The sequence below is a fragment of the Nostoc sp. DedVER02 genome, assembly GCF_034530675.2.
Lineage (GTDB): Bacteria > Cyanobacteriota > Cyanobacteriia > Cyanobacteriales > Nostocaceae > Nostoc.
This window is the reverse complement of record NZ_JAVRCP020000031.1, coordinates 24,064-48,072: the sequence shown is the minus strand read 5'-3', so window position 1 is coordinate 48,072 and position 24,009 is coordinate 24,064. Positions and strand designations below refer to the sequence as shown.

Sequence of the window (24,009 nt, the reverse complement as noted above, 5' to 3'; positions counted from 1 at the left end):
GAAAATAATATGGCTAAATTTGGTTTTGGGCGTTGGCTGTGCTGGTGTGTGGTTGTTAGTTTGAGTTGTTTGTTATTGACTGGCTGTGCTGTCAATTCTAGTGTGGGGAAAACTTTGCGGGTTGCTACTGAACCAGCGTTTCCACCTTTTGAGTTTCAGGGAAAAGGTGGTGAGTTGCAGGGTTTTTCTATTGATTTGATGAATGCGATTTCTTCTTCTAGTAATTTTAAAGTGGATTTTCAAAGTCTGCCTTTTGACGGCATTATCCCAGCTTTGCAAAGCAAAACGGTAGATGCAGCGATTAGTTCGATCACGATTACAGAAGAGAGGGCGAAGACGATTTCTTTTTCCCGTCCTTATTTTAAAGCTGGGTTAGCGATCGCAATCCGCGCAGACAATCAAAATATTACTGGCTTTGACAGTCTCAAAAATAAAAAAATTGCAGTCCAAATTGGTACAACTGGGGCTGCAAAGGCTAAAAGTATTCCTGGAGTGCAAATTCGCAGTTTTGATTCAGCACCTTTAGCCCTGCAAGAATTGCTCAATGGGAATGTAGATGCGGTAATCAATGATGCACCAGTGACTTTATATGCTATTAATACGGGCAATCTCCAGGGAATTAAAATAGTACAGCAATTGCTGACGGAGGAGTTTTACGGAATTGCTACAGCTAAAAATTCGCCGAATTTGGCATTAATAAACAACGGTTTGGATAAGGTGTTGAAAAATGGTATTTATTCCCAAATTTATCGAAAATGGTTTAAAGCCGAGCCGCCATCATTACCAGTTCAATCACCATTTGAGAACCAAAGTAGCGCTGGCGCACCTAAAATATTTACCTCAATTGGCGTGATTTGGCAGGCTTTTCCAACTTTATTACAGGGAGCTTTAGTAACGTTGCAATTGACAATACTTTCTGTAGTATTTGGTTTAATTGGAGGTTCCCTGATTGGTATTGTCCGCCTTTCTCGTATTGCACTCTTGCGTTGGATAGCGAGAGCGTATGTAGATTTTTTCCGGGGAACGCCTCTGTTAGTGCAAATTTTTATGATTTACTTTGGATTACCTGCAATTTTGCAAGAACTGGGTTTAACATTTACTTTTGATCGTTTGGTAGCTGGGGTAATTGCCTTAAGTTTGAATAGCGCTGCATACATTGCTGAAGTTGTGCGTGCTGGGATTCAATCAATCGAAACAGGACAATCAGAAGCAGCACAATCATTAGGTTTAAGTTCTGTGCAAACAATGAGTTATGTAATTTTCCCTCAAGCTTTCCGGCGGATGATTCCACCTTTAGGTAATGAATTTATCAGTTTGTTGAAAGATACAAGTTTAGTTGCAGTGATTGGTTTTGAAGAATTGTTTCGCAAAGGACAGCTAATTGTCGCTGATAACTATCGCGCTTTTGAAATTTACGCGGCTGTAGCAGTGGTTTATTTATGCTTGACATTACTTTCTTCACAAGCATTTAGTCGCTTAGAAGTATGGATGAATCCAGTTAAACGACACAGAAAATCCGAGAAACAATAAATATTTTTCAGTAATTGTCTGATGATTGGAAGCAACAGAATTATCTGGCTTTACTGCTGAATTATTTATTGTTAATAAGTAGATTTAGCTAAACTATAAAAATCAAATTTTTTTAATATTTCCAAAAATGTGAACACCGCAGGCACATGGAGGGCGTTAGATAGAATTGCAGTTGCAATTACTCTCTTTAGCGGTGCAGGTAAACTGTATTCCTGCACATTTGGGGGAATCGGTACGGCTGCTAAACGAGGCATAATAGCTGCTCTCAGTCCTTGATTCACCATACTAACGACTGTGGAATCTTCTTGAATGTCGCTAGCAGTGTTTATTGGGATTGCTAAAGTTTTGAGGTGGTTGTGAAGAATGCGTCCACAGAGTGTACAAGGAAGTAAAACTGGTGGATAAGCTGCTATATCTTCCCAAGTAATTTTTGGGCTGCTAATTTTGGCATCTGGTGGTAGTAAAGCTAGATATTCATCCTGAAAAATTTCCCAAGTGTCAAATTCCTCACTAGCTGGTAGACAGGTAATACCAATATCGGTACGCCCATCACGCAAACACTGTTCTACATCGGTGAAAGCAGGACACTCTATGATTGTGACAGCAATTTCTGGAAATTGATTGTGAAATTGTGCGATCGCTTTTGGTAATAAATGGGTGGCGACGCTACGAAAAGCCGCAATTCGCACATGACCACCATGTAAACCTTTATGCAAGTTTGCTTCGTGTTGCATCATCTCTAGATGCTGCATAGCCTGACGCGCATGATACAAAATGCGCTCGCCAGCAGGTGTTAGCACAGCACCGTGACGACCTCTAGCAAATAAAGGTACACCTAATTCTTCTTCTAAGGTAGCGATCGCATGACTAATCGCAGGCTGCGAAAGCTGCAATTCTAGCGCTGCCTCACTAAAGTTACCACAATCTGCTACTGCAACTATGGCCCGAAGTTGGGAGAATTTCATGGTCAATTAACGATAACAAGAGTATGCACATTCTGATTTAATTGTGACAAAAAGGTTGTAATAGTGATTTTTTTATCTATAAATCATATTTATGGAACCTATGCAAGCCATGATTTGATTCTTAACTGACATGTTGCTAGTGTTTTATCTACTGAGCAACTTTCAGGAATAATTTTCTGAGTAATAACATTAAATATCTCCCAAAAGAAGATACAAACATAACTTGCAGCCCGTTATTGAGGAAAAAATTAAACTTCAATTTTTGGAAATCTCTGGATAGTATTTGGGAAAACTTTGTCAAAATACTCTTAGCAGATCCTCAAGAATTAAAAGTTTGGCAAAAGGTTGACCGCTACGGTAATATCTATTGGCAAGCTTACGATCCTGCAACTAGAAAAACTTTCTCTTCAGGTTCTCAAGCTGATGTTTGTATGTGGATTGAACAGCTTTATAGGTATTAAAAATATGACACAACTTACTTTAGTAATTGGCAATAAAAATTATTCATCTTGGTCACTCCGTCCTTGGCTATTGATGAAACAACTTGGTATAGAATTCAATGAAATTAAGATATCTCTCTACAATAACCTAGATTATTCATCAGAAATCCGGCAATATTCTCCAGCAGGAAAAGTACCTGTGTTATTGCACGATACGCAAACTGTGTGGGATTCTCTCGCTATTTGTGAATATCTAGCTGAAACGTTTCCGACTCTGCAATGCTGGCCAGAGGATAAAGCTGCTAGGGCATTTGCCCGTTCCATCAGTGCAGAAATGCACTCAGGCTTTCAAAATCTTCGTCAGAATATGCCGATGAACTGCCGTACTAAATATCCAGGTTTTGGTTTAGCATCCGGCGTACAACAAGACATTGACCGCATTACTAGTATCTGGCAAGAATCACGCCAAAAATTTGGGGCTGGGGGCAATTTTTTGTTTGGGAATTTTGCGATCGCTGATGCATTTTTTGCTCCAGTTGTCCTGCGATTTGTAACCTATGATGTGCAGTTAGATCCTGTTTCTAGAGATTATGTAGAGACAGTTTTGGCACTTTCAGCAATGCAAGATTGGATAAAGGCAGCAAAGAGTGAGACAGAAATTATTTCTCAATACGAGTTTAAGCAAAAGGTAAATAAAATATGAATGGTAGAAATATTTCAATTCGAGATGCACAGCAAAAGGATATTCCTACCATTATGGAATTGATTTATTTGAAAGCAAAATTTGATGGTTGTCCTAAATCTGTAGAAGCAACTCCTCAAAAGCTAAAAATTGATCTATTTGGAGAAAAGCCTCTTGCTTTTGTTCTTTTGGCTAAAGTTGATGGGGACGCTATTGGGCTAGCAACCTATCACTTTATCTATTCAACTTTTTTAGCAAAGCCTGGAATTTGGCTTGATGACTTATATGTTAAATCTGAACATCGAAACCACCGAGTTGGTCAAGCCCTAATGCTACGCTTGCGCGAGATTGGGCAGGAAAAAGGCTGTGGCAGAATCGATTGGACTGTAGCTGTATCTAACGAGCGTGGAATCAAGTTTTATGAAAGAATAGGGGCGAAGATTATGAACAAAGTAAAATTATGTCGTTTAGATGGTCAAGCACTAAGTCAGTAAATCTTAAGTAGGGGAAAGGAGTAGCTCAAGCTTCCCTAGATCATAAATAGTTAATACAAGCAATTAGTATAAATAGTGGCTTCAAAACCGTAGACAATTTCCAATCTGCCACAGCAGGAGTTAATATATAAACAAATATCCTATCATACAAAAGTTAAACAATTGTAACTATTAATAGTATTTATCCAAGTTTTATTTACAAATATATTTACTAGAAATAAAAAATATCCTTTTTTTTGGTATTATTTGGTGGTTATTTATAGTATTATATTGGCAAATATACTTTTTGCAAAAAAAACTATCTCAATCCAGCCATTTAGTGAATAACAATTTTATTTACTGATTATCAACACACCAAGGGATAATAGAGATAAACTAGATAAAATATAAATTAGTAGCTATAACATAATAAGCATTTATCAAATGAATTATTGATGAATAGCACAACAAGTTAAACACTTTTTTGTAGTCAACTTAAAGCAGAATACATAGATGCGGATAATTGGACATATCAACTACAAAAGGTACTACCCATGAGTTCCCGCGCACTGCTGTTAGTAAATCGTCATGCCCGCCAAGGGCAAAAGGGTCTATCGGAAGCGATTGAATATTTGAAGACACTCGGCTTTGATTTAATTGAGGAGTCTACAGAAGACCCGAAACATCTTGCTGAAGTTATATCTCGCTATCAGCATCAAGTTGATCTAGTAATTATTGGTGGAGGAGATGGCACTCTCAATGCAGCAGTAGATGCTTTAATTGATACTCAGTTGCCCTTGGGAATCTTGCCTCTAGGAACTGCCAACGACCTAGCAAGGACTTTGGAAATCCCGAATTCCCTTAACGAAGCTTGCAAAATTATTGCAGATGGAAATTTACACCGTATCGACTTAGGTTGGGTAAACGGCAAGCACTTTTTTAACGTTGCTAGTCTGGGATTAAGTGTAAAAATTACCGAGCGACTTACTAAAGAAGTCAAACGCCGTTGGGGAATATTTGCTTATGCCGCCACTGCATTACAAGTGATTTGGGAAGCTAGACCTTTTACTGCGGAGATTGCAATAAATGGTGAGTCAGTTCACGTAAAAACAGTACAAATTGCTGTGGGTAACGGTCGTTATTACGGCGGTGGTATGGCTGTGGCTGACGATGCCACAATAGACGATCAAAGGCTAGACCTCTACAGCTTAGAGATAAAACACTGGTGGCAGATTATATTATTACTCCCTGCCATGCGGCAAGGGCGACATATACATTGGGAGAGTGTACGTTCTCTTCAAGGTCAAGAAATAAAAGTATATACTCGCAAACCGCGTCCTATCAATACAGATGGTGAAATCACTACTTACACTCCGGCTCATTTTCGGGTTATATCTAAAGCTATAGCTGTTTTAGTACCCCAGAAATAAGCAGTTAGGAGTTAGGAGTTATTCTAGTGATCTCCCTCTGCGAAAAATGTGGTAACTCGGATCAACTCACGTCAAATGCATCTGAGATTTTCTCAAGATATAAAGTCCCTGTTGCAACGCCTAGCTGAACAACCACTGACTCTAGGTGATGTTCTGGCAGAAACCTCAGAACGAGGGTTCTGCCTGGTAATTACATTATTAGTCTTGCCTTTTTTATTTCCTATGCCACCAGGATTAACTGGCCCTTTTGGTGGTGCTTGTTTACTGTTATCAGCGCAAATGCTTTTAGGGAGGCGATCGCCTTGGCTACCGAAAAGAATTGCTAACTACAAATTTCCTCGTCCCTTCGCCCAGTTACTTTTACAAAATTTGGGGCATCTTACCAAAGTTTTACAAAAAATCGCCCGTCCCCGATTTGTAAAAATAGCCCATAATCCTTTAATTTGGCGAATTAATGGGTTTTGTATTTCTTTGTTAACAGTATTTCTAATATTACCAATTCCGTTTACAAATCCTATCCCTACTATAGGTATTTTACTTTTGACTGTTGCCACTATTGAATCTGACGGTTTATTAATTTGCATTAGCTACGTCATTACTGTCTTGATTACCTTGATGTTTGGATTTATTGGTTATGCAGTATGGTTAGCTCCTGGTTTGCTGCCATCTATATTTAAATAAAAAAAGCCCTCAACTAAAAATCGAGGGCTGTAATTTATTAGGGTGCATCTACCATTTATTATTTCACTTTATTAATTACCATATCCGGGAAAATTAGACTTATAGCACAAGCCTTGATGCTTAGGACATCAACAGATGATGAAACTCATACATAAAAAGACTTTTCACCCAGTCCCCAGTCCCTTGCTATATAACTAAATTTATTTTATTCCCAAATGAAAAGTATCAAAAGAAAAAAAGCCCTCAACTAAAAATTGAGAGCTGTAATTTATTAGGGTGCATCTACTATTTATTAATCCCTTCTATTAATCACCATATCCGGGAAAATTAGACTTAGAACTAAATTTATTTTATTCCAAAATGAAAAATCTCAACATAAAAAAAGCCTCCAACTAAAAGCTGAAGGCTGTGATTTAATTAAGGTGCATCTACTATTTATATATCCGCCTTAGTTATTGCTGCATCAGGAAAAATTGAAAAAAATAGATAGCTGTGGTATTGATCTCTCCAGCTACGCCAGTAGTACTAACCTGAATAAAGATAACCTACGGTTTTTGACTAGGTAATTATTGAGCGGCTTCACAAAAATTTTATAATTACTCCGAATTTGCCCTAAATAGACAAAGTTTCTGTTAATATCGCCGATGGCATCTCCGCAATAGTACTAATATGGTTTATTAGTTGGGTATATGATTCTAAAAGTTAGACACACCCAACTCGATGATAAAGCGATCGCAATTTATATTAGCCCTTGCTAGTCTTAGTATTGTCGGGGGGAGCTTCTTTATGAGAACAACTTTGAGCAGTACTAGCGAACCAAAAATAGTAACTGACGTATCACGCTACAAAGAAATTCGCAATCAACTGTGGTCTGATAATGACCAAATAAAACATTTTCCTAATGATATTCCCAGTGATGCTAAAGGCGTTCGTGTTGCTTACTCTCCTGAATTTTTGCAAGGAAGTAGTTTCTTTCAAATAAGGATGAAACAGCCACCAAACAAGATACAAAAATTACTCTCACAATACAGAAGTAGTGCAAAGCACAAATATATAGGTGGTAACACAAACGACCACATAAATCAGCCTAACGGTGTGCCGACAACTTTTTTCTACACCAGTGACTCTCCAACGGAATCTTTTCCAGCCAATTATGAAATACTGGTATTAAATACAGATGACAAAGGTAGACCAGGTTTTAAGTGGAATCACGGAGATAGTTACGGCGTTGCAATTAATAGTTCCGCTTCAGAAATTATTTATTGGTCTGAAAAATGGTAATCAGCAATTCAAATTTATTTTAAATTTTCATAAAAAATTATTATTTTTATACATTGATACATCTGCTCCTAACCTAACGCCAAGTGATTAGCTCAACTTTTTGCTCAATCCCCAGTCCCAAATGAAAGATTTTTACTAGGGACTTCCAAAAAATAAAATATTCCAAATTATTCGTAAATTTGTAGGGTAGCACAGCTGTGCTACCCTACGATAGGATATTTTTTCACTGGAAATCCCTTATCTGTTAGGAAGTATCCTAGTGCCAATAAATTGTATGTATAATAACCAACAAGGGTTAGGTACTTTTATTATCCAGGAACCCATCTCACTGCTACAGTTAATAGCGTTGTGTTCAATTGACAATAAGTTAAGCGAGAGAGGTGTGTAAGATGAAAAATCTAGTAAAAAATCTCCTTGATGAACGAACCAAATCAATTATTAGATCATCTGATCTATATCAGGTTTTATACAATAAGATGCATTCAAGCAAGCTAGCTGTTGCAGGTAAAAGGCTTGATATTTGTGCCAACGAAGTTGCTATCTATCTGCTTCAGGCTGGTAAAGGTAAGTATGTATTACGTGATAAAATTTGTCTTGAGATTGGAAGCGGATGGTTACTGACTCATTCGTTAGTATTTTATCTTCTCGGAGCAAAAAAGGTTTATGCAACGGATGTTTACCCATTATTGCAACCTGAAAATATTTTCAAAGCTGTGTGTAAGTCTGTAGATTGGAGTATTTTGGATAGTTTATCTACGTTTGAAGATCGTGAGATTATCCACTTACGTTTAAAGAAACTGCTTTCATTAAAAAGTTTATCTGTAGAAGCCTTAAAAGAGTTGGGCATAGAATACATTGCTCCAATTGATTTGTCTCAAAGAATGCCTACAGCAGAAAGAATAGATTTTATATTCTCCAAATCTGTGTTAGAGCATGTGCCAGTTGATGATGTTGTGCCACTTTTAGAAAATCTTGTAAGTAGTCTTTCTGAAGATGGTTTTATGTTTCACCTCATACACTTACTAGATCACAAAAATTTAACTGAAAGACCATTCGATTTCTTTGTTTATCAGCCAGAAGCCTACTCGAAAGACTTACAATCAAGATGGGGAAATCGAATTCGGCGAAGCCAATGGAAGCAGATATTTTCTGACCTCAAACACTTAGACTCTAAATTCATATTTGAGTGGTCGTGTAAAGACGGGGAATTACCAGAAAAAATTGATTCATCTATTCAATATACAGATGAAGAAGATTTAAGAATTTCTCATATCGGTGTGGTTGGAGAATTCACATCGCTTCCGAAAGTTCACTCTTAGGAAATGAAAGGACAAGTTTTAAGTGGAGGCTTCCTACACTCAGACTTTAGTACTAAGAGCTTATTTTAAAAGTGTTTAACTGTGACTGTAAGCACTTTTATATCATCCCTAATTTCCTTAGAAAAACTACTGTATATACACAAGTCAAAGTAGGAATCAAATAGACAGAAAAGAACGGAAAATTTTTTATAAAATCCTTGATTTTCCGTTATAGCTATATCAATAATCTGACCTTATTGATAATGAACTGGCTCAAGCTAAATCCTTGTCTATTAAGGCTTGTATATTCTAAGCAAAAGATTTTATGACTTGTGTATACACCGTAGCTTAAAAAGGGGCGAATCGAAATCAAAGTTACCTAATTTATTGGGGATTTAGAGAAATGTATAACTCTTGATACCGACAAGAGGATTTTTCAAATGTCCTCTAAGTACTGCTTTTACTCTTTTAGGTATATCACTTTGGGTAGTTAAAAATTATAGCCAGCATAGCTAAAATTTAAAAAGTGCTTAAAAAATATCTGAATATGTAGAATGCCAACTGCTTTAATTACTGGTGCTTCTAGTGGTATTGGTAAAGCTTTTGCTCAAGAACTAGCTGCACGCAAGACAAATCTTGTACTCGTAGCTCGTTCTGAACAGAAACTAAGCCAATTAGCTGAAGAACTACAAGAAAAATACAAAATTCAAGTAGACGTGATAATCAAAGACCTCACGGAATCAAATGCAGCTACTGCTGTATTTGAAGCCACTAAAGCAAAGGAATTAAGCATTGACTTATTAATCAATAATGCTGGTTTTGGTTACTATGGCGACTTTGCTGAAGGAGATGGAGAAAGACAAATTAAAATCGTACAATTAAATATTTTAGCATTGGTAGATTTAACCCATAAATTTCTACCTTTGATGCGGCAACGTCGCTCTGGAAGTATTATTAACGTATCCTCTATTACGGCATTTCAACCCATACCATATCTTTCTGTTTATGCAGCTAGTAAAGCTTTTATTCTTAGTTTTAGTGAAGCGCTATGGGCAGAAAATCGTCAATATGGTGTCCGTATTTTAGTTACTTGTCCAGGGCCAATAGAAACAAACTTTTTTGCAGAAGCTAATTTTCCTCCAGCGCTGGCGAGTAGTACAGATAAAGTGTATTCTTGTGAAAAAGTGGTTTGGGAGTGTTTAGACGCTTTGGAAAAAGGCTATCCAACTGTTATTAGTTCTGATACTACCACTCAAATTAGAAGCAAATTATCTAGGCTTGTACCACGAAAAATTCTGTTGAATATGTTAGCAAAGCACTTTAAAGTCTAACTATAGAGTTAGGAGTTAGGAGTTAGGAGTTTGAGATTAGAGAAACTGATGAATTTAAAACTCCTAACTCATCACTCTTAACTCCTAACTTAATTACATATATCTTGTTAATTGAACTCGGTAACGGTCTTTTTTTGTAACGGCGATTTCACCAACTTCTAAACGCCCTTTAGAGCGAATGGCGATTAAATCGCCTGTTTTGACTTGAGAACTTGCTTGTGTAACTTCCTTCCAATTGACGCGGACATCACCTGCGTCAATAAAATCAACCATTTTGCTGCGGGACATACCAAAACCAGCAGATGCGATCGCATCTAATCGCAAAGAAGCCTCGACAGTAGTTAATTCTTTTTTCTTTGGTTCCCGAACCTTTAACTCAGTTACCTCAATCCTTTGAGTCTTCACAGGAACCGATCGCACCTGTTTGAGACTCATTTCCAAAAATTCCACTAACTCTGGTGCAACGATCGCCTGCGCTCCTCGTTCTCCCAAAACTATAATGTCTCCCGTCTTTTCACGAACAATTCCCGTCCCCAACATTGCGCCTAAAAAGTCACGGTGAGAGGCGGTATCAAATAAGAAATTACCAGCAATTTCCACGGCGACAAGGCTAACTTGAGACTGATCTAGGGGAAGTTCCGAACGAGCGATCGCTATTCTTTGACGTTCAGCTTGAGGATATCCGCCCCACGCAACTAATTGCACTTCTGTTAATCGGTTAAACACCCGTTGAATTTCCGCCAATTCTGGGGGAGATAGAAAATCTGTCAAAACTACTTCCCAAGTTTTGATGGCTTGCTCTGCTTGGTCGATTACACGAGCTACACTATCTCTATTTTCAACACCCTTTAAAAGTTCTTCTCGTGGCAACATTCTTAAAAATTATGAATTAGTCATTTGTCATTTGTCATTTGTCATTTGTCATTTATTTTTTACTAATGCTCTTTTCGCCTCTTTAAAGCTATCTTGATTCTAACTTTTTCTGATTTATTTCTTACAATTACGGCTTGCGCCACTTCCAAAGAACAGGGAAATAGCTCAAGCCTCTGTGTTGTAATGTGTAAGCTAGGGTCATTTATTACACGCTACCTGTGTCAGCATAACCTTGGATATTTTCTGGATCAAACTGACGTAATATTCTGGTTGCTTGTCGAGTGAGAGTTTCAGAACCTTGCACGGCAACTAAATATTTACCTGCATCTAAGCGGTTGCGGTAAGGTAAAGCATCACCACTACCTACGAGTAAACCGACTCCGCCACCCACAAATACACCACCCATAGCACCACTAGCAGCACCCAGCAGTCCACCAATGATGTGATTGCCAATTTCACCCGCCCACGCAAAAGTATCTAAACCAGTGATCAGGCTGAATGTAAAACCTGCAAAAAAGCCAAATGGTATCAGCCAGGTTGCCATCAGTTGTGATTGCTTTTTGGCTTGGTCTTTGGGGTCAATTAAGCCAAACTCGTCAGCCGTTTTATACCCTTTCCCCAGGATAGTACTGTTTATGCCTTCTTCTTCTAAGGCTAAGTAAGCAGCTTCGGCTTGAATGCGGTCTGGTAATACGGCAACAAGGTAATTCATTGAATTTACAATTTGTCTAATAGAAGTTTTGCCTTAGTTAACAGCGTATCAGTCTTGGTGGAATCTATCTTGAGTTAGGAGTTAGGAGTTAGAAGTTAGGAGTTAAGAGTTAGGAATTTGCAAAGGCTTTGATTCTTACTCTCCTTCTCTTATACTAAAGCGTACATACAAGTTTTTTAAAGCTGCTCTACACCTTAGCTTGCAATGCCTAAGCATCGACTTACAATGCTTATGCATCAACTTGCAATGCCTAAGCATCGACTTACAATGCTTATGCATCAACCTACAATGCCTAAGCATCGACTTACAATGCTTATGCATCAACCTGCAATGCCTAAGCATCGACTTACAATGCTTATGCATCAACCTGCAATGCCTAAGCATCGACTTGTAAAAATTAGCCTACTCTACGTTACGTAGCGAAATGGGCGGTTATAAACCCCGTCCACACTAAACCTTACCCACCTCCGTAGGTTAGCCTTAATTTTCTTTTAGTCCGCGTAGGCTGACAATGCCTGTGTAGCCGCGAATTCCATTCGCTTAAGTTGACTGCGTAGGCGTAGCCCCCCGCAGGCATCGCACAAGTTAAACCAAGTTAAATATACATCGGCCGCTCACTTAAGCAAATCTAGTGGCTCACAAAAATTGTTCACGCCTTGCTTGAGGACATATATCAAAACTGGGGTTGCCAAAATCTTGGGAAACGTCGGCATTGCTTTTAGATGTTCCATCATCTTTTGAAGTGAAGTATTAAGCAAATCTTCCCGATATTCTTGTTCACAAATAACCACACGCCATTTTCTCGCTAAGGCATCTAACCACTCGGAATTTGCTCTTTCTGGCTGTTGTCCGGCTCTAATAGCTAATGTCATTGCCGCATCTTCTAAATCTCCATCACAGTCTTCAATCAAATCCAGCGCTTCCATATCGTTAGGATCATCAGCCAATTGAGAGCGAAACTGTGCAATTTCTTGAGATGTTACTTTAGTCATGAGTCTTTGACAAGGCAAGCTATCGGACACTCAGTTATGCTACATCATTTCACAAAATTGCTGTTACAAATACGTTTTTTACCAAAAAACCTCATTTTTCAATAATCACATTGAAGAATGAGGCTTTTTGAATTAAGAGATGAAGTCAGAATTACTAGCGTAGCGCTCTGAGGGTAACAGCTCGTTGTAACTGAGCTAAAGCACGGTTGTAATCCAAAATTGCTGTAACTCGATTACCTTCAGCTTGTGTGAGGTCGTTTTCAGAGTTAATGACATCAGTTTGAGTGCCTACACCAGCTTGGAATCGCAACCGCGCTAGACGTAAAGCTTCTCTAGCTTGTTCTAAAGCGGTATTAGAGGTTTGAACATTCACCAAACTAGATTGCTGGGTAGAATAAGCTTGTTCTACCTGAAAGCGAATTTGGTTGCGCTGTTCAGCAAATTGAGTTTCTGCGATCGCAATATTAACTCTTTGCTGTTGCGCTCTTGCTCTTGCTGCTCCCCCATCAAACAAACTTAGGCTTGCCCTAATTCCAAATGAATAACCATCAGTAAGGCTGACATTATCATCAAACTGGTCTAGCAGGTCGTAGCTGCCTACTAAACTAACTTGAGGGCCTAACTCTGCAAGTGCCTGTCTACGCTGTTGTTCGCTGATATTGCGTTGTGCTAACTGCTGTTGCAATTCTGGACGATTTTGATAAGCCAGCACAATACTTTCTTCTAGCGTTGGGTTCCAAAGACCAGCTAACTGTACAGGATCGGCTGCACTGATATTTATCGTCTGCGGCAAACTTATCCGAGTTGCTAATTGACGACGGGAAATTGCCTGCTGCGATCTAGCATTAGTCAAATTTTGTTGGGCATTGGCTAAATTCACTTGAGAGCGTAGCACATCGAACCGCGTACCAACCCCGGCTCGCTCTAAAGCTTCTGCATCACGCAAACTAGCCTCAGAGTTCACCACAGCTGACTGAGCAATACGTACTTGTTCATCCGCTTGTTGCAGATTGTAGTAGTCAGTGGCAACATTCAAACGGATTGTCTCAGACTGAGTTTCTACAGCCAACTCATTGAAACGTACCTGTTCTTCAGCCGCTCTAACACTAGCTTGTACTCTCCCAGAAGTGTAGATGTTATACGAAAGTTCGGCTTGACCAGTAAAAGATGTATTGGGTTGGTCTTGGTTAGATAGTGCGCCGTTTCGCCCGCTTAATTCGTCCTGAAGTTGACTGCTAGCAGACTGACTACGAGTTAGATTGGTGCTAATTCTCAAAGTGGGCAATAAAGCCGCTTGTGCCTCGCGCAGAGCCGCCCGATTGCGTTCTAGCTCCAAAAGAGACACCTGTAAATCCCGATTATTACGCCGTGCTAGCTCTAAAGCCTGTGCCAAAGTAATCGGCTGATTTCCCTGAAGTGTCACTTCCTCTGTTTTGGTGGGAAATTGCAGGGGATTTGAGTTAGGAATCAGGTTTTGTGGAATTTGCACCGCCCCTGATGGTGGAGGAGTTACGGTTCTCGGTACAGTGGAAGGTTGCACTGAATCACCTGGTGTAGGAGTTACACTTCCTGGTACAGTGGGAACTGGTGTAGATTCCGTTGGAATCGGGGTATTACTTTGAGCGATGCGATCGCCAACAGCATTTTGTTGTAAACAGGTGCTTGAAGCTAGTAGCAAAGCACCTGTTGAATCAGTCTTGCTTTTCCCTGATTCCTGTGGACATGTTGGCGCTGACAACAGTTTTGCTGATTCTCCACCAGTTGCTGTTTGTAAAAATGTTTGCAACTCAGCAACATTATTTATCTTTTGAACCACTGGCTGTTGTGCAGAAGACAGGGGCAAAATTTTCTTTTCGACAGAAGAGGGTTTTGAAGTGTAATTGGGAATTACTACACTCTCTGATTTCTGCTCAGAAGTGCTTGAGTTACTCTGTTTTTGCAGATTTGGAGTAGAACGGCTGACATCTAGCTGTTGGGAAGAATTAGAGGTAGGTGTCAAACTTAAAAATCTACTTTTATCCTTCTTAAGCACTTGTTTTATTGGTACAAAAGTATTCTCAGCCGTAAATACTGGAATACTGTTATTACTTAAAGGCTTCATGCTAAGTTTAGTGAAACCAAAACCAGTTACTAAAGTTGGAATACTAACATTGACACCATTCGGCAGTTGTGTATTCATCATATCCACAACCGAGTTTTGACCATAAGTAGAAGTCAAAACACTAGGAGAAGAAGCCAGTTGTACCTTAGTTAGTTTTACAGTACCAGCCCAAGCAGGCTGAGTTGTTAAAACTGCTGCCGTCACACCAGGCAAGAAGCTATAGAATAATTGCTGTCCTTTCACCGCATCCCTCACACGAAAATCAATCTAGCGGCAGAAAACCTTTCTTCACCACAGAATATAGCACGATACTAAATTTAGGAAAGAATATACTACGATACTAAATTTAGGGTTCGGAACTCTGTTTATCTTCAAAACGTCTAACAATGCGAGAAAGTTCCGCCTTTTCATCGATACTAACGCGAGTAGGAGCACCGCTAATAATCCGTTCGTAGTTTCGGAAAGAATCTTTGATTTCGGGCCCGTCAGCAGTGATATTATACTCACGAATGCCCTTATCATGCCAAGACCCACGCATTTTAAATACGTTAATTGCCCGCGACATTTCTCCACGAATTTCTACGTACTGTAACATTAGAATTGTATCGGTAATCGTAGAGATATGAGAGTCAGTAATGGAATGCGCTCCCAAAAATTGGTCAGTTGTGTTGGTAAAGAAACCAGTAATTTCTTCTTGTTTAGCATAACCCGTTACCCCAATTACAAACTGCCTAAATGCATTATTGCTCACTCCTCTAGCTAATGCTGATAAGGAATCAATGGCAATGCGGGCTGGTTTGAAAACAGCAATCTCTGATTTAATAATTTGTAAGTGGTCTTCTAAGCCAGTTGATTCAGGATATGTACAAATTATTTTGAGTAAACCTTGATCTTCTAACTCTTCAAAATCAATTCCCCAAGATGAAGCATTACGAGATAGTTGGGCGCGTGATTCTTCGTAAGCAAATAATATTGCCTGTTCTCCATTCAGACAACCATCTTGAATAAACTTACTAACTAACAAGGTTTTACCAGTACCTGTGGCTCCTGTTGCCAAAATAATAGAATCTTTAAAGAAACCACCACCGCACATTTCATCTAAAATTTTGACACCAGAAGATACCCTGATATTAGAAGACCGTTGAGTTAAACGCATTGCTCCTAATGGAAAGATGTTAACTCCTTCATTAGTAATTGTGAAGGGATATTCGCCTTTCATGTGAGTTGTACCGCGCAACTTGAGAATTTCAGCTGTGCGACGGCGACGTTCTCCTTCTAAAACGTTGCGGACAATTACTACATTATCAGAAACAAATTCTTCCACACCGAAAGAAGCAACAGGCCCATATTCTTCACTGCGTTCAGTGGTAATTACAGTGGTGACATTCAGTATTTTGAGACGTGCTACCAAGCGAAAAATTTCGCGTCGCACTACTCCCATCGCTTCGTACTGCTGAAATACGGCTGTCATTGAGTCAATTGAAACTCGTTTAGCTTTGTATTTACGAATGGCATATTGCAAGCGTTCAATCAGCGCAGAAAGGTCAAAATTCCCTACAATATCTTGACCTTCTGGATCGGGAGATGCATCAAGAATAAATAACTTCCCTTCTTCAATTAGGCGTGGCAAGTTCCACCCGAAAACATGGGCATTTTTAATAATATCGCTGGGCGATTCTTCAAAGGTAACAAAGACTCCTGGTTCATCAAAGTAGGTGATACCGTTATAGAGAAACTGAAGAGATAATAAAGTTTTCCCAGTACCAGAAGTGCCACTGATCAAGGTAGTTCTACCAATTGGTAAACCACCATGACTAATATCATCAAACCCCTCAATCATCGTGCGAATTTTTTCTACACCTCCATTTTTCGGTGTTTTATTTAGTTCTATTGGCTCGTTTTGACTCATTGCTTGATAATAGAAGGGTATTAAAAACGGGTTTTTTAACTTATAAATTTTGTACTTGATTTTCTTGAGGCTATTTATAAACCAAATATTAAGCAAGTAGGGTGTGTTAAGTCACAATTTTACTAATAAGATCACAAAAACAAATGTTTTTCGGTAATGCATCAAGAACAGGGGTGTTAAAACTCTCCTAAGTAGAGCAACATACTGGCTTATCTATACAGTTGAAATTTTCTTTTTAAATGCTCCCTTACATACATTAATTATTTTACTCTTCAAAATCTCCTTCACTTAGTTCTTCATAGAGCAAATCTAATCCAATCAATACTCTTTCTCGATCTGAAAGATCGCCGATAATTTTGCGAACGGGTGGAGGCAAAATTTTAGATAATGTTGGCGTTGCTAAAATTTTATCTTCTTCCGCCAGTTGTGGGCTTTTTAGGACATCGATTACTTTTAAAGCATAAACACCTTCAAACTCCTGTTCTAAAATATTTTTGAGTGTTTTTAATGCTCGGACTGAATTAGGGGTGTTACCTGCTACGTAAAGCTTGAGAACGTAGGTTTTTTTGGCTTTAATCATATTTTGACAGGCTAGTTATGATCAGAAAAAGTCAGGATTGTTCGCACCTTGAGAGTAACTAACAGCGTTAGCTCCTCAAAGTTAACATCAAGAATTTTAATTTATTTAGAAATAGAACTCCTATAGATTTCACACAAGTGAGCCAGGATATCTATTAACGTCAGGCGGTAATCAAGTAAGGCTTCGCTACTTCTTCCTTCTAATTTTAACTGGATAGAAAATTCTTCAATTACCTCCATGTGGATTTCAATAATTTGGGGCACAGGAATATTAGCATAAAAGATAGTGTTGATAAATTTATCAATACTATCTTTGAGTGTTTTGTCTGTGGTAAAATAATTTATAAGAATTAGGCTGTAATCGGATTTAAGCTGTTTTAATAATCCTTGCCTTTCGGCTGGATTCATATCTTGAAAATGCTGTTGACTTTTTTGCATCTGGCTGGCAAATACATAGACGTACTTGCTAGTGTATGGCTTACTTAGATTCGGTTGTGGGCAATTTGGTAAATAGTTGATTTCTACAGAGGTATTTGCAGTTACAGGGAAGTAGCAAAATTGGGCAATAATCGCGTCAATCAATTTCCACGCCCACCAAATCCAACCTTTTTGCTTGGCTAAGTCAACTAGATTATCTAAACATTTGTTAACATTAGGTTGCAGAATCAATATCGGTAATAACATTTGCTCTTTAATCTATCTCCTCGATCGCCCCGATCAATAAACGTGGGCTGATAAGTTTGGCTAACGCTTCTAGGGTAATACTTGATGTGCATTCGTAAACTGGTTGTTCTACCCCAAAATAATGCTTTGTGTTAGTAGATAATCCAAGAAGGAGAAAGGCAGGAAGTAGAGAAGCTTATTTACTAAACTTTTTACCTTTGAGCAACTGGATAGTTATTTATACCTGCTTGTGCTAGCTACTCAACAACCTAGTACAGAAACTGAGTGGTAGGTCTTTGATAATCGGGTAGTATGTCGGCATAACAAGACACAGTACCTAATTGATTGTTTACATATTTATGTAAATAGACAGATAGAGTTTTTGATTTTGCTCCTTGATAAGATACTTAAACGAACTTAAAGGATTGTCGCATTCTAAATCATTATAATTCCTCAAGGTTCTAAAGCGAATCTTTGGGGCCATAATTGTTGTAGCCGTCGCTATCGATGAGGAGTTTAAATACCAGTAAGACCCTGGGGAGGCTAGTTGCTATAAATCAGAAACGTCGCCTCTTGGAAAAATGCACTCGTTCACAAGCAAGTGTCCGTAAGGGTAAATCCCATTGTTTTATTTAATGGCGTTGAAATAACCAGAGTTGCTTATATGAGTCTTCTTAGAGGATATGGCTTCAGGCGAAAAGACCATCAATTGGCAGATGGAAATGCCGGAAGTTTCCACTGGAAGAATGATCCCCAAAGCCCTATGTTAATGCTAGATTACCCGCTTTATGACTTTCAGGCAACCGTACCTAGCTGCCTCCAAACATCTTCTTTGGCAGTGGTGCTGGAGATTTTTGAGCAAGAGCAGTGCGATCGCTTGGTAGTAGTGAATCAGCAGCAATGCCCTATAGGATTGCTGTATTCTGCACGTTTAATCCAAAAATTATTAGCACATAATGACGATAAAAATCTAAATTTACAGCAATCTATCTTTGCTTGGAGTCAAAGTCTAATTGAGCCAATCCAGACAATATCAGCTTCGGAGCGTGTTGAGCAATTAGGCTTGCATTTGTGCGATCCACAAGCCGAAAAACAGCAAAACTTAGATTGGGCGCTGATTGACTCTGATGGGCGATATTTGGGGCTACTGGATAGTTCACGACTGTTGCGATCGCTGGCTAAGGAACGCATGGGTGGCTTACAAAGCTCTGTACAGCCGCCAAATAAAGCGAAATCATTGGAACACCAGCCACTGATCCTGTTGCTGGAAAGACTGCCTTGGCCTTTGATGTTGGAAACCGATACTGGCGAAATATTAGCCCGAAATCCCGCCTGGTGGCAGCAATTAGGAGCCTTGAAAGATCCAGAAGGAGTTAGGCAACAAGTGGAGGCAATACTTATCCCTAAGTCCTCCGAAAAATCTGAATATGCCACCCAACGAGCAATCAAGGTTCATCCCAATGGCAGGGAAAATGAATATGGTGGTGAAGAACTGACTCAACAAGAAGCATCACCAGAGGCTGTATATAGTCGCTGCTATTTGGATGGTCAAGTGGGGACTTGTACCTGCGTTGTGGAAGTCCAAAATGGTCAGGAGCGAATCTGGCAGTTTGCCAAAATTCCCTTAGATAGTCCTGAGTTTAAAGGCTTGAGTGCTGAATCAGAGGTTGTACTCAGCAATGATTTATGGTTGGTTTTAGCTACTGATGTGACTGAACAGCAGCAGCTTTGCAAAGAATTAGCTGCAAAAAATGCCGATTTAATTCAACTAAATCGGTTGAAGGATGAGTTTTTATCGTGTATTAGTCATGAACTCAAAACTCCCTTAACTGCCGTTTTAGGGTTATCGCGTCTGCTTGTGGATCAGCAGTTGGGAGAACTCAACGAACGTCAAGCCCGTTATGCAGGACTGATTCATCAAAGTGGCCGCCACCTGATGAGTGTGGTGAATGACATTTTAGATTTGACCCGGATGGAAACGGGACAAATGGATTTGACGCTGACTCCGGTGAAAATTCAGGCTGTGTGCGATCGCGCCTTATCGGAAGCCAAAGCCATCCACACCCAAACTACCAAAACAACACCCCAAACTCAAGAAAACGTCCGTTCAACTGCTCCCCAATTCTGCCTTTCCATTGAACTAGGTTTAGATGAGATGGTGGCAGATGAGTTGCGCTTGCGCCAAATGCTAGTACACCTACTTTCCAACGCCTTTAAATTCACCGAAATATCTGGCGAAATTGGGCTGCGCGTGAGTCGTTGGGAAGGATGGATTGCCTTTACAATTTGGGATACAGGTATTGGTATTCCAGAACACCAGCAACACTTAATTTTTCAAAAATTTCAGCAACTAGAAAATCCCCTCACCCGCCAATTTGAAGGCACTGGCTTAGGGTTAGTCTTAACTCGGGCCTTGGCTCGCCTCCACGGAGGAGATGTCAGCTTCTTATCTCGTGAAGGAAAAGGTAGCCAGTTTACACTTCTTCTGCCGCCCAGTCCCCCGAAAACAGGCTTTTCTGAGCCAGAGATCGGAATCAGAGCAGACGATAAGACACGACACCAACAGACACGGGAAAATCCCGCAGCCGCCCGTCAGCAAGTCATTACACCCATACAGCATCATCCCGTTAGTTCACAAAGGTTGGTCTTAGTAGTCGAGGCAGTAGCGCGATATATTGAAGACTTGACCGAAAAACTTAAAGCTTTAGGTTATCGGGTAGTAATTGCGCGATCGGGGACAGAAGCAGTTGAAAAAGCTCGACGCTTGCAACCAATAGCGATATTTTTGAATCCCTTGCTGCCTCTGCTGTCAGGCTGGGATGTGCTGACTCTACTAAAATCTGACACCGCAACCCGTCACATATCTGTAATTGTTACCGCAACGGGGGCCGAAAAGGAGAAAGCATTTGCTAACCGAGCCGATGGTTTCTTAAATTTGCCCGTGGAGCATCAGGTATTAGCACCAGTTTTAGAAAAATTATGTACTGCACAAGCAGTTTTACAGGTAGGGTTAGACAATAGCGCCATTATCCCACCTAAAACCCCACTGCGAATTCTCCGGTTGGTAAATCCCCAGTTGGAATCCGTCAATCCCCACCCCTCACTTCGAGAACATCGAGTAATTGAAGTAGATGATTTAGATCAAGCAGAACTTTTGGCGCGGGTATGGCAGTTTGATGTCATTTTGCTAGATGTCGAAAGTACCACCGCCCAAATTTATCTGCAAAAACTAATTCAGCACCCACGTTTGGCGGCTGTACCCTTGGTTACTTGCGATGTTGCAACTACATTAATAGCTTCTAAAATACCAGGGTTATCTGTATTTCCTTACTTAACACCATTTACTAAAAACAACAGCAGTCGCATTGAGAAAACAGATGCCTTACTATCAGTACTGCAAATTGCTTCTGGTATTTGCTGCCCTCCTAACATATTGGTTGTAGATTTGACAATGTTGCGTGATTTTCCACAGGGAAGACGTAAGCCAGCTAAGGGTTATCGGACAGCAAAAAATTGCTCAATTAGTAGTGAAACTGCTGAACGGGGATCTGAGTGGTTCCAAGCTTTAATTCAATATCTACAAACAGCAGGCTTTAAAGCGGCGATGAGTCCTTGTTGGGCAGAAGTGTTACAACAAATTCGTCACCAAAGCGTTGATTTACTACTAATTTGTTTAGGAGAATCCGCTATCCACAAAGACGTGCTAAAAGCTCTGAAAACATTGGGAAATTCGCCTGACAAATTACCACCAATTTTGGTATTAAATCAGCGATTAAATCGTCCAGAAAACAGTTTACAGCCTGCGTTAGCTTATAAGGAAATTGACAAGCAGAAGAAAAATGGTTTGGAATCAGTAGAGAGTGTTGTTGGTGCGATCGCTACCCAAATATTACCGCGCTCGATATCAATGGAAGACCTCTTAACCCAGATCAATCAAGCCTTAGCTATCAATGGTTACAATGGCAAATGTTAATCGGGTCATTAGTCATTGGTCATTGGTCATAGATTATTCACAGATGACAAAGGACAAAGGACAAATGACTAATGATAAATTACGATATATCTATTTTTTCGCTTTTCTTTTTCTTAAAAGGAACTCGAACTAGGTTATAAGCACCCTTGGTAGATAAATTCTTGTAATCATCTGGCTGTAAGTCCATTTGTAAAAACTTTTTCTGTTCAGCCAGTAACAACAGTGAGGCAGGTTTTAATCCCTTTGCTGCTTGATTTTGAATATGCTCTATAGCCTCTTTGGGAAATCTTAAATAATTTACGTGAATTTGGCTGTAAAATACCACACTAGGCTTTTTGAAGCCAAGCATGATCAATTCTTCATTTGGTTGTTTTGCTTCTAGGACGATCGCAGATAATTCTCTTAAAGGTAATTGACGTTCTCGATCAATAAAAAACGAAGCAGGCGTTAATACAAAAATTATAAACGCCACAAACCCGATTAAATTAATCCCAATAATGTAGTTCCATCGGCGACTTAGTAAGAAACCCGCAACTAAAACGGCACAAACAAGCCATATTAAGCCGGCGATTACTGGTAAACCAGATTTTTGAATTAGTTCGTGGAAGTTACTTATGGCTGGATCAGTACCTAATATATGGGTTATATTAAACAGTGCTGTTGACAAGACTGATAAAAAAGCTACATTCAACCAACCACTGATTCGCAGAAAAGCGGGAGACGAGGAAACAGGAATTGGTTGTCTGTCTTGTCTATCCTGAAAAAAATCGCTCCATAACAGCGTTACTAAGATGGCTGCTGCTGGCATTAAAGGCAATACGTAACTAGGAAGTTTGGTGACAGCGACACTGAAAAAGGCAAAAATGCTAGCAAACCAGAACCAGGCGAATAAACCAAATTGCTGAAAACGTTCAAGGGATCGCCAGTGCGATCGCTGCCAAAATTTTAATTTTACTATAGACACTGGTAAATACACTGAGTAAGGTGCAAAACCCAGCAGCACAATTACAAAGTAAAAATACCAAGGTGCTGAATGACCATTAACTACCTCTGTAAAGCGTTCCAGGTTGTGATAACCAAAAAAGGCATTAATATAATTCCAGCCATTACGCCAAATTACTAAGGCGTACCAGGGTACTGATAAACCTAAAATTATCAGTATACCCATGAAGAGGCGCATTTCCCGCAATACCTCTCTAAACCTTCCTACATAAAGCAAAAAGGCGAAAATAATTAGTCCTGGTAAGACAATTCCCACTGGGCCTTTAGTCAAAATCGCGCCTGCAATTAGCACATAACAAGCTAAGTACCATTTATTTGGGAATTGGGAATTGGGAATTGGGAATTGGGAATTGGTTATTTCCCCCTGCTCCCCTGCTCCCCTGCTTCCTTCCTTCCCTGCATATCCTAGAAAGAAACATAACAAAGCTGATGCCATACATCCAGTGAGCAACATATCAGAGACACCTGTTCTGGCCCAAATAATAGTTTCGCCATTGAGTGCCATCAGCGCTGCTGCGATAAAAGATGTTAAATAGCGGCGAGTAGGACGTGAAACTTGCTCTAATTCGTCTTGTTTGGCAAAATACCACTGGACGGTGTAAAAACCTAAACAAATTAAGCCAAATGCTGCGATCGCTGAAGGTAAGCGTACTGCCCACTCATTCACGCCAATCAGATGATATGCGATCGCTTGACACCAGTAAATTAAAGCAGGTTTATCGAAACGAGTGTCACCATTGAAAAATGGGGTTATCCAATCACCTGTAACGAACATCTGGCGGGAAGCTTCGGCAAACAAAGGTTCTGTCTCATCAATCAAGCCAATGTTGCCCAAATTCCACCCAAAAGCTATCCAGCCAACCACCATCAACCACAAAATCGACACAGTTAAACTTAGGGCTGGATTCTTTGCTATTTCGTTGAACCACTGATCGACAGTGTGCTTAACACTCAATTTCATGCTCATTAGTCAATAGTCAACAATCACTACTCAATAGTCGTTGGTTATCTATCTTTTGTTCTTCGGAGTTTTTAACTCAACAATTTTCCTCTACTTCAGTACTCTATCAACACTAGGGTAGGCACTGCCTACA

The 24,009-nt window shown here is 39.6% G+C and carries 19 protein-coding genes; 10 read left to right on the top strand and 9 right to left on the bottom strand.

From position 1 onward, the window contains the following. Window positions 1–9: 9 nt before the first annotated feature. On the top strand, window positions 10–1,530 hold the full coding sequence (locus tag RMZ41_RS24345) for an ABC transporter permease subunit (RefSeq protein ID WP_322639611.1): 1,521 nt from the start codon (window positions 10–12) through the stop codon (window positions 1,528–1,530). A gap of 71 nt (window positions 1,531–1,601) precedes the next feature. On the opposite strand, the gene RMZ41_RS24340 is transcribed toward RMZ41_RS24345, so the two are convergent. Next, window positions 1,602–2,495: a LysR family transcriptional regulator gene (locus RMZ41_RS24340; RefSeq protein ID WP_322639610.1), complete on the bottom strand. Its 894-nt coding sequence runs from the start codon at window positions 2,493–2,495 to the stop codon at window positions 1,602–1,604. A gap of 236 nt (window positions 2,496–2,731) precedes the next feature. Here RMZ41_RS24340 and RMZ41_RS24335 point away from each other — a divergent pair, with 236 nt between their 5' ends. From RMZ41_RS24335 to RMZ41_RS24300, 8 genes are all read left to right on the top strand, one after another. After that, entirely contained in the window at window positions 2,732–2,956 is a 225-nt protein-coding gene (locus tag RMZ41_RS24335; RefSeq protein WP_322639609.1) for a hypothetical protein, read from the top strand. A 4-nt stretch (window positions 2,957–2,960) separates the two neighbouring features. Beyond that, window positions 2,961–3,638 carry a glutathione S-transferase family protein gene (locus tag RMZ41_RS24330; RefSeq protein ID WP_322639608.1) on the top strand — a complete coding sequence of 226 codons (678 nt, stop codon included), beginning with the start codon at window positions 2,961–2,963 and terminating at the stop codon, window positions 3,636–3,638. After that, window positions 3,635–4,111 carry a GNAT family N-acetyltransferase gene (locus RMZ41_RS24325; RefSeq protein WP_322639607.1) on the top strand — a complete coding sequence of 159 codons (477 nt, stop codon included), beginning with the start codon at window positions 3,635–3,637 and terminating at the stop codon, window positions 4,109–4,111. The genes RMZ41_RS24330 and RMZ41_RS24325 overlap by 4 nt, the downstream gene beginning before the upstream one ends. Window positions 4,112–4,644: 533 nt before the next feature. Further along, on the top strand, window positions 4,645–5,520 hold the full coding sequence (locus tag RMZ41_RS24320; protein WP_322639606.1) for a lipid kinase: 876 nt from the start codon (window positions 4,645–4,647) through the stop codon (window positions 5,518–5,520). Between the two features lie 75 nt (window positions 5,521–5,595). Beyond that, window positions 5,596–6,201 carry an exopolysaccharide biosynthesis protein gene (locus RMZ41_RS24315; RefSeq protein ID WP_322639634.1) on the top strand — a complete coding sequence of 202 codons (606 nt, stop codon included), beginning with the start codon at window positions 5,596–5,598 and terminating at the stop codon, window positions 6,199–6,201. 720 nt (window positions 6,202–6,921) lie between these two features. Continuing rightward, window positions 6,922–7,482, top strand: coding sequence for a hypothetical protein (locus RMZ41_RS24310; protein WP_322639605.1), 561 nt, complete (start codon window positions 6,922–6,924; stop codon window positions 7,480–7,482). Between the two features lie 389 nt (window positions 7,483–7,871). After that, a complete protein-coding gene (locus RMZ41_RS24305; protein ID WP_322639604.1) occupies window positions 7,872–8,801 on the top strand; it encodes a hypothetical protein in 930 nt (309 codons plus the stop codon). Between the two features lie 533 nt (window positions 8,802–9,334). Next, window positions 9,335–10,111 carry an SDR family oxidoreductase gene (locus tag RMZ41_RS24300; protein WP_322639603.1) on the top strand — a complete coding sequence of 259 codons (777 nt, stop codon included), beginning with the start codon at window positions 9,335–9,337 and terminating at the stop codon, window positions 10,109–10,111. A gap of 93 nt (window positions 10,112–10,204) precedes the next feature. On the opposite strand, the gene RMZ41_RS24295 is transcribed toward RMZ41_RS24300, so the two are convergent. The 7 genes from RMZ41_RS24295 to RMZ41_RS24265 all read right to left on the bottom strand — a co-directional run bounded on the left by RMZ41_RS24295 (window position 10,205) and on the right by RMZ41_RS24265 (window position 17,961). Continuing rightward, on the bottom strand, window positions 10,205–10,984 hold the full coding sequence (locus RMZ41_RS24295; RefSeq protein ID WP_322639602.1) for a photosystem II S4 domain protein: 780 nt from the start codon (window positions 10,982–10,984) through the stop codon (window positions 10,205–10,207). A gap of 205 nt (window positions 10,985–11,189) precedes the next feature. After that, window positions 11,190–11,696, bottom strand: a complete 507-nt coding sequence (locus RMZ41_RS24290) for a hypothetical protein (RefSeq protein ID WP_322639601.1) — start codon at window positions 11,694–11,696, stop codon at window positions 11,190–11,192. 614 nt (window positions 11,697–12,310) lie between these two features. Then, the gene (locus RMZ41_RS24285) at window positions 12,311–12,688 is read right to left on the bottom strand and encodes a hypothetical protein (RefSeq protein ID WP_322639600.1); all 378 of its coding nucleotides are present in this window, start codon (window positions 12,686–12,688) and stop codon (window positions 12,311–12,313) included. Window positions 12,689–12,842: 154 nt separating this feature from the next. Then, the gene (locus RMZ41_RS24280) at window positions 12,843–15,032 is read right to left on the bottom strand and encodes a TolC family protein (RefSeq protein ID WP_322639599.1); all 2,190 of its coding nucleotides are present in this window, start codon (window positions 15,030–15,032) and stop codon (window positions 12,843–12,845) included. A gap of 103 nt (window positions 15,033–15,135) precedes the next feature. Further along, a complete protein-coding gene (kaiC, locus tag RMZ41_RS24275; RefSeq protein WP_322639598.1) occupies window positions 15,136–16,698 on the bottom strand; it encodes a circadian clock protein KaiC in 1,563 nt (520 codons plus the stop codon). 265 nt (window positions 16,699–16,963) lie between these two features. Next, on the bottom strand, window positions 16,964–17,278 hold the full coding sequence (kaiB, locus tag RMZ41_RS24270; protein WP_012409411.1) for a circadian clock protein KaiB: 315 nt from the start codon (window positions 17,276–17,278) through the stop codon (window positions 16,964–16,966). Between the two features lie 101 nt (window positions 17,279–17,379). Beyond that, a complete protein-coding gene (locus RMZ41_RS24265; RefSeq protein ID WP_322639597.1) occupies window positions 17,380–17,961 on the bottom strand; it encodes a KaiA family protein in 582 nt (193 codons plus the stop codon). A gap of 742 nt (window positions 17,962–18,703) precedes the next feature. Between RMZ41_RS24265 and RMZ41_RS24260 the strand changes: the two genes are divergently transcribed. Further along, complete coding sequence (locus RMZ41_RS24260) at window positions 18,704–21,913, top strand: ATP-binding protein (protein ID WP_322639633.1); 3,210 nt, start codon at window positions 18,704–18,706, stop codon at window positions 21,911–21,913. 79 nt (window positions 21,914–21,992) lie between these two features. On the opposite strand, the gene RMZ41_RS24255 is transcribed toward RMZ41_RS24260, so the two are convergent. Beyond that, window positions 21,993–23,882 carry a glycosyltransferase family 39 protein gene (locus tag RMZ41_RS24255; protein ID WP_322639596.1) on the bottom strand — a complete coding sequence of 630 codons (1,890 nt, stop codon included), beginning with the start codon at window positions 23,880–23,882 and terminating at the stop codon, window positions 21,993–21,995. Window positions 23,883–24,009: the final 127 nt, after the last annotated feature.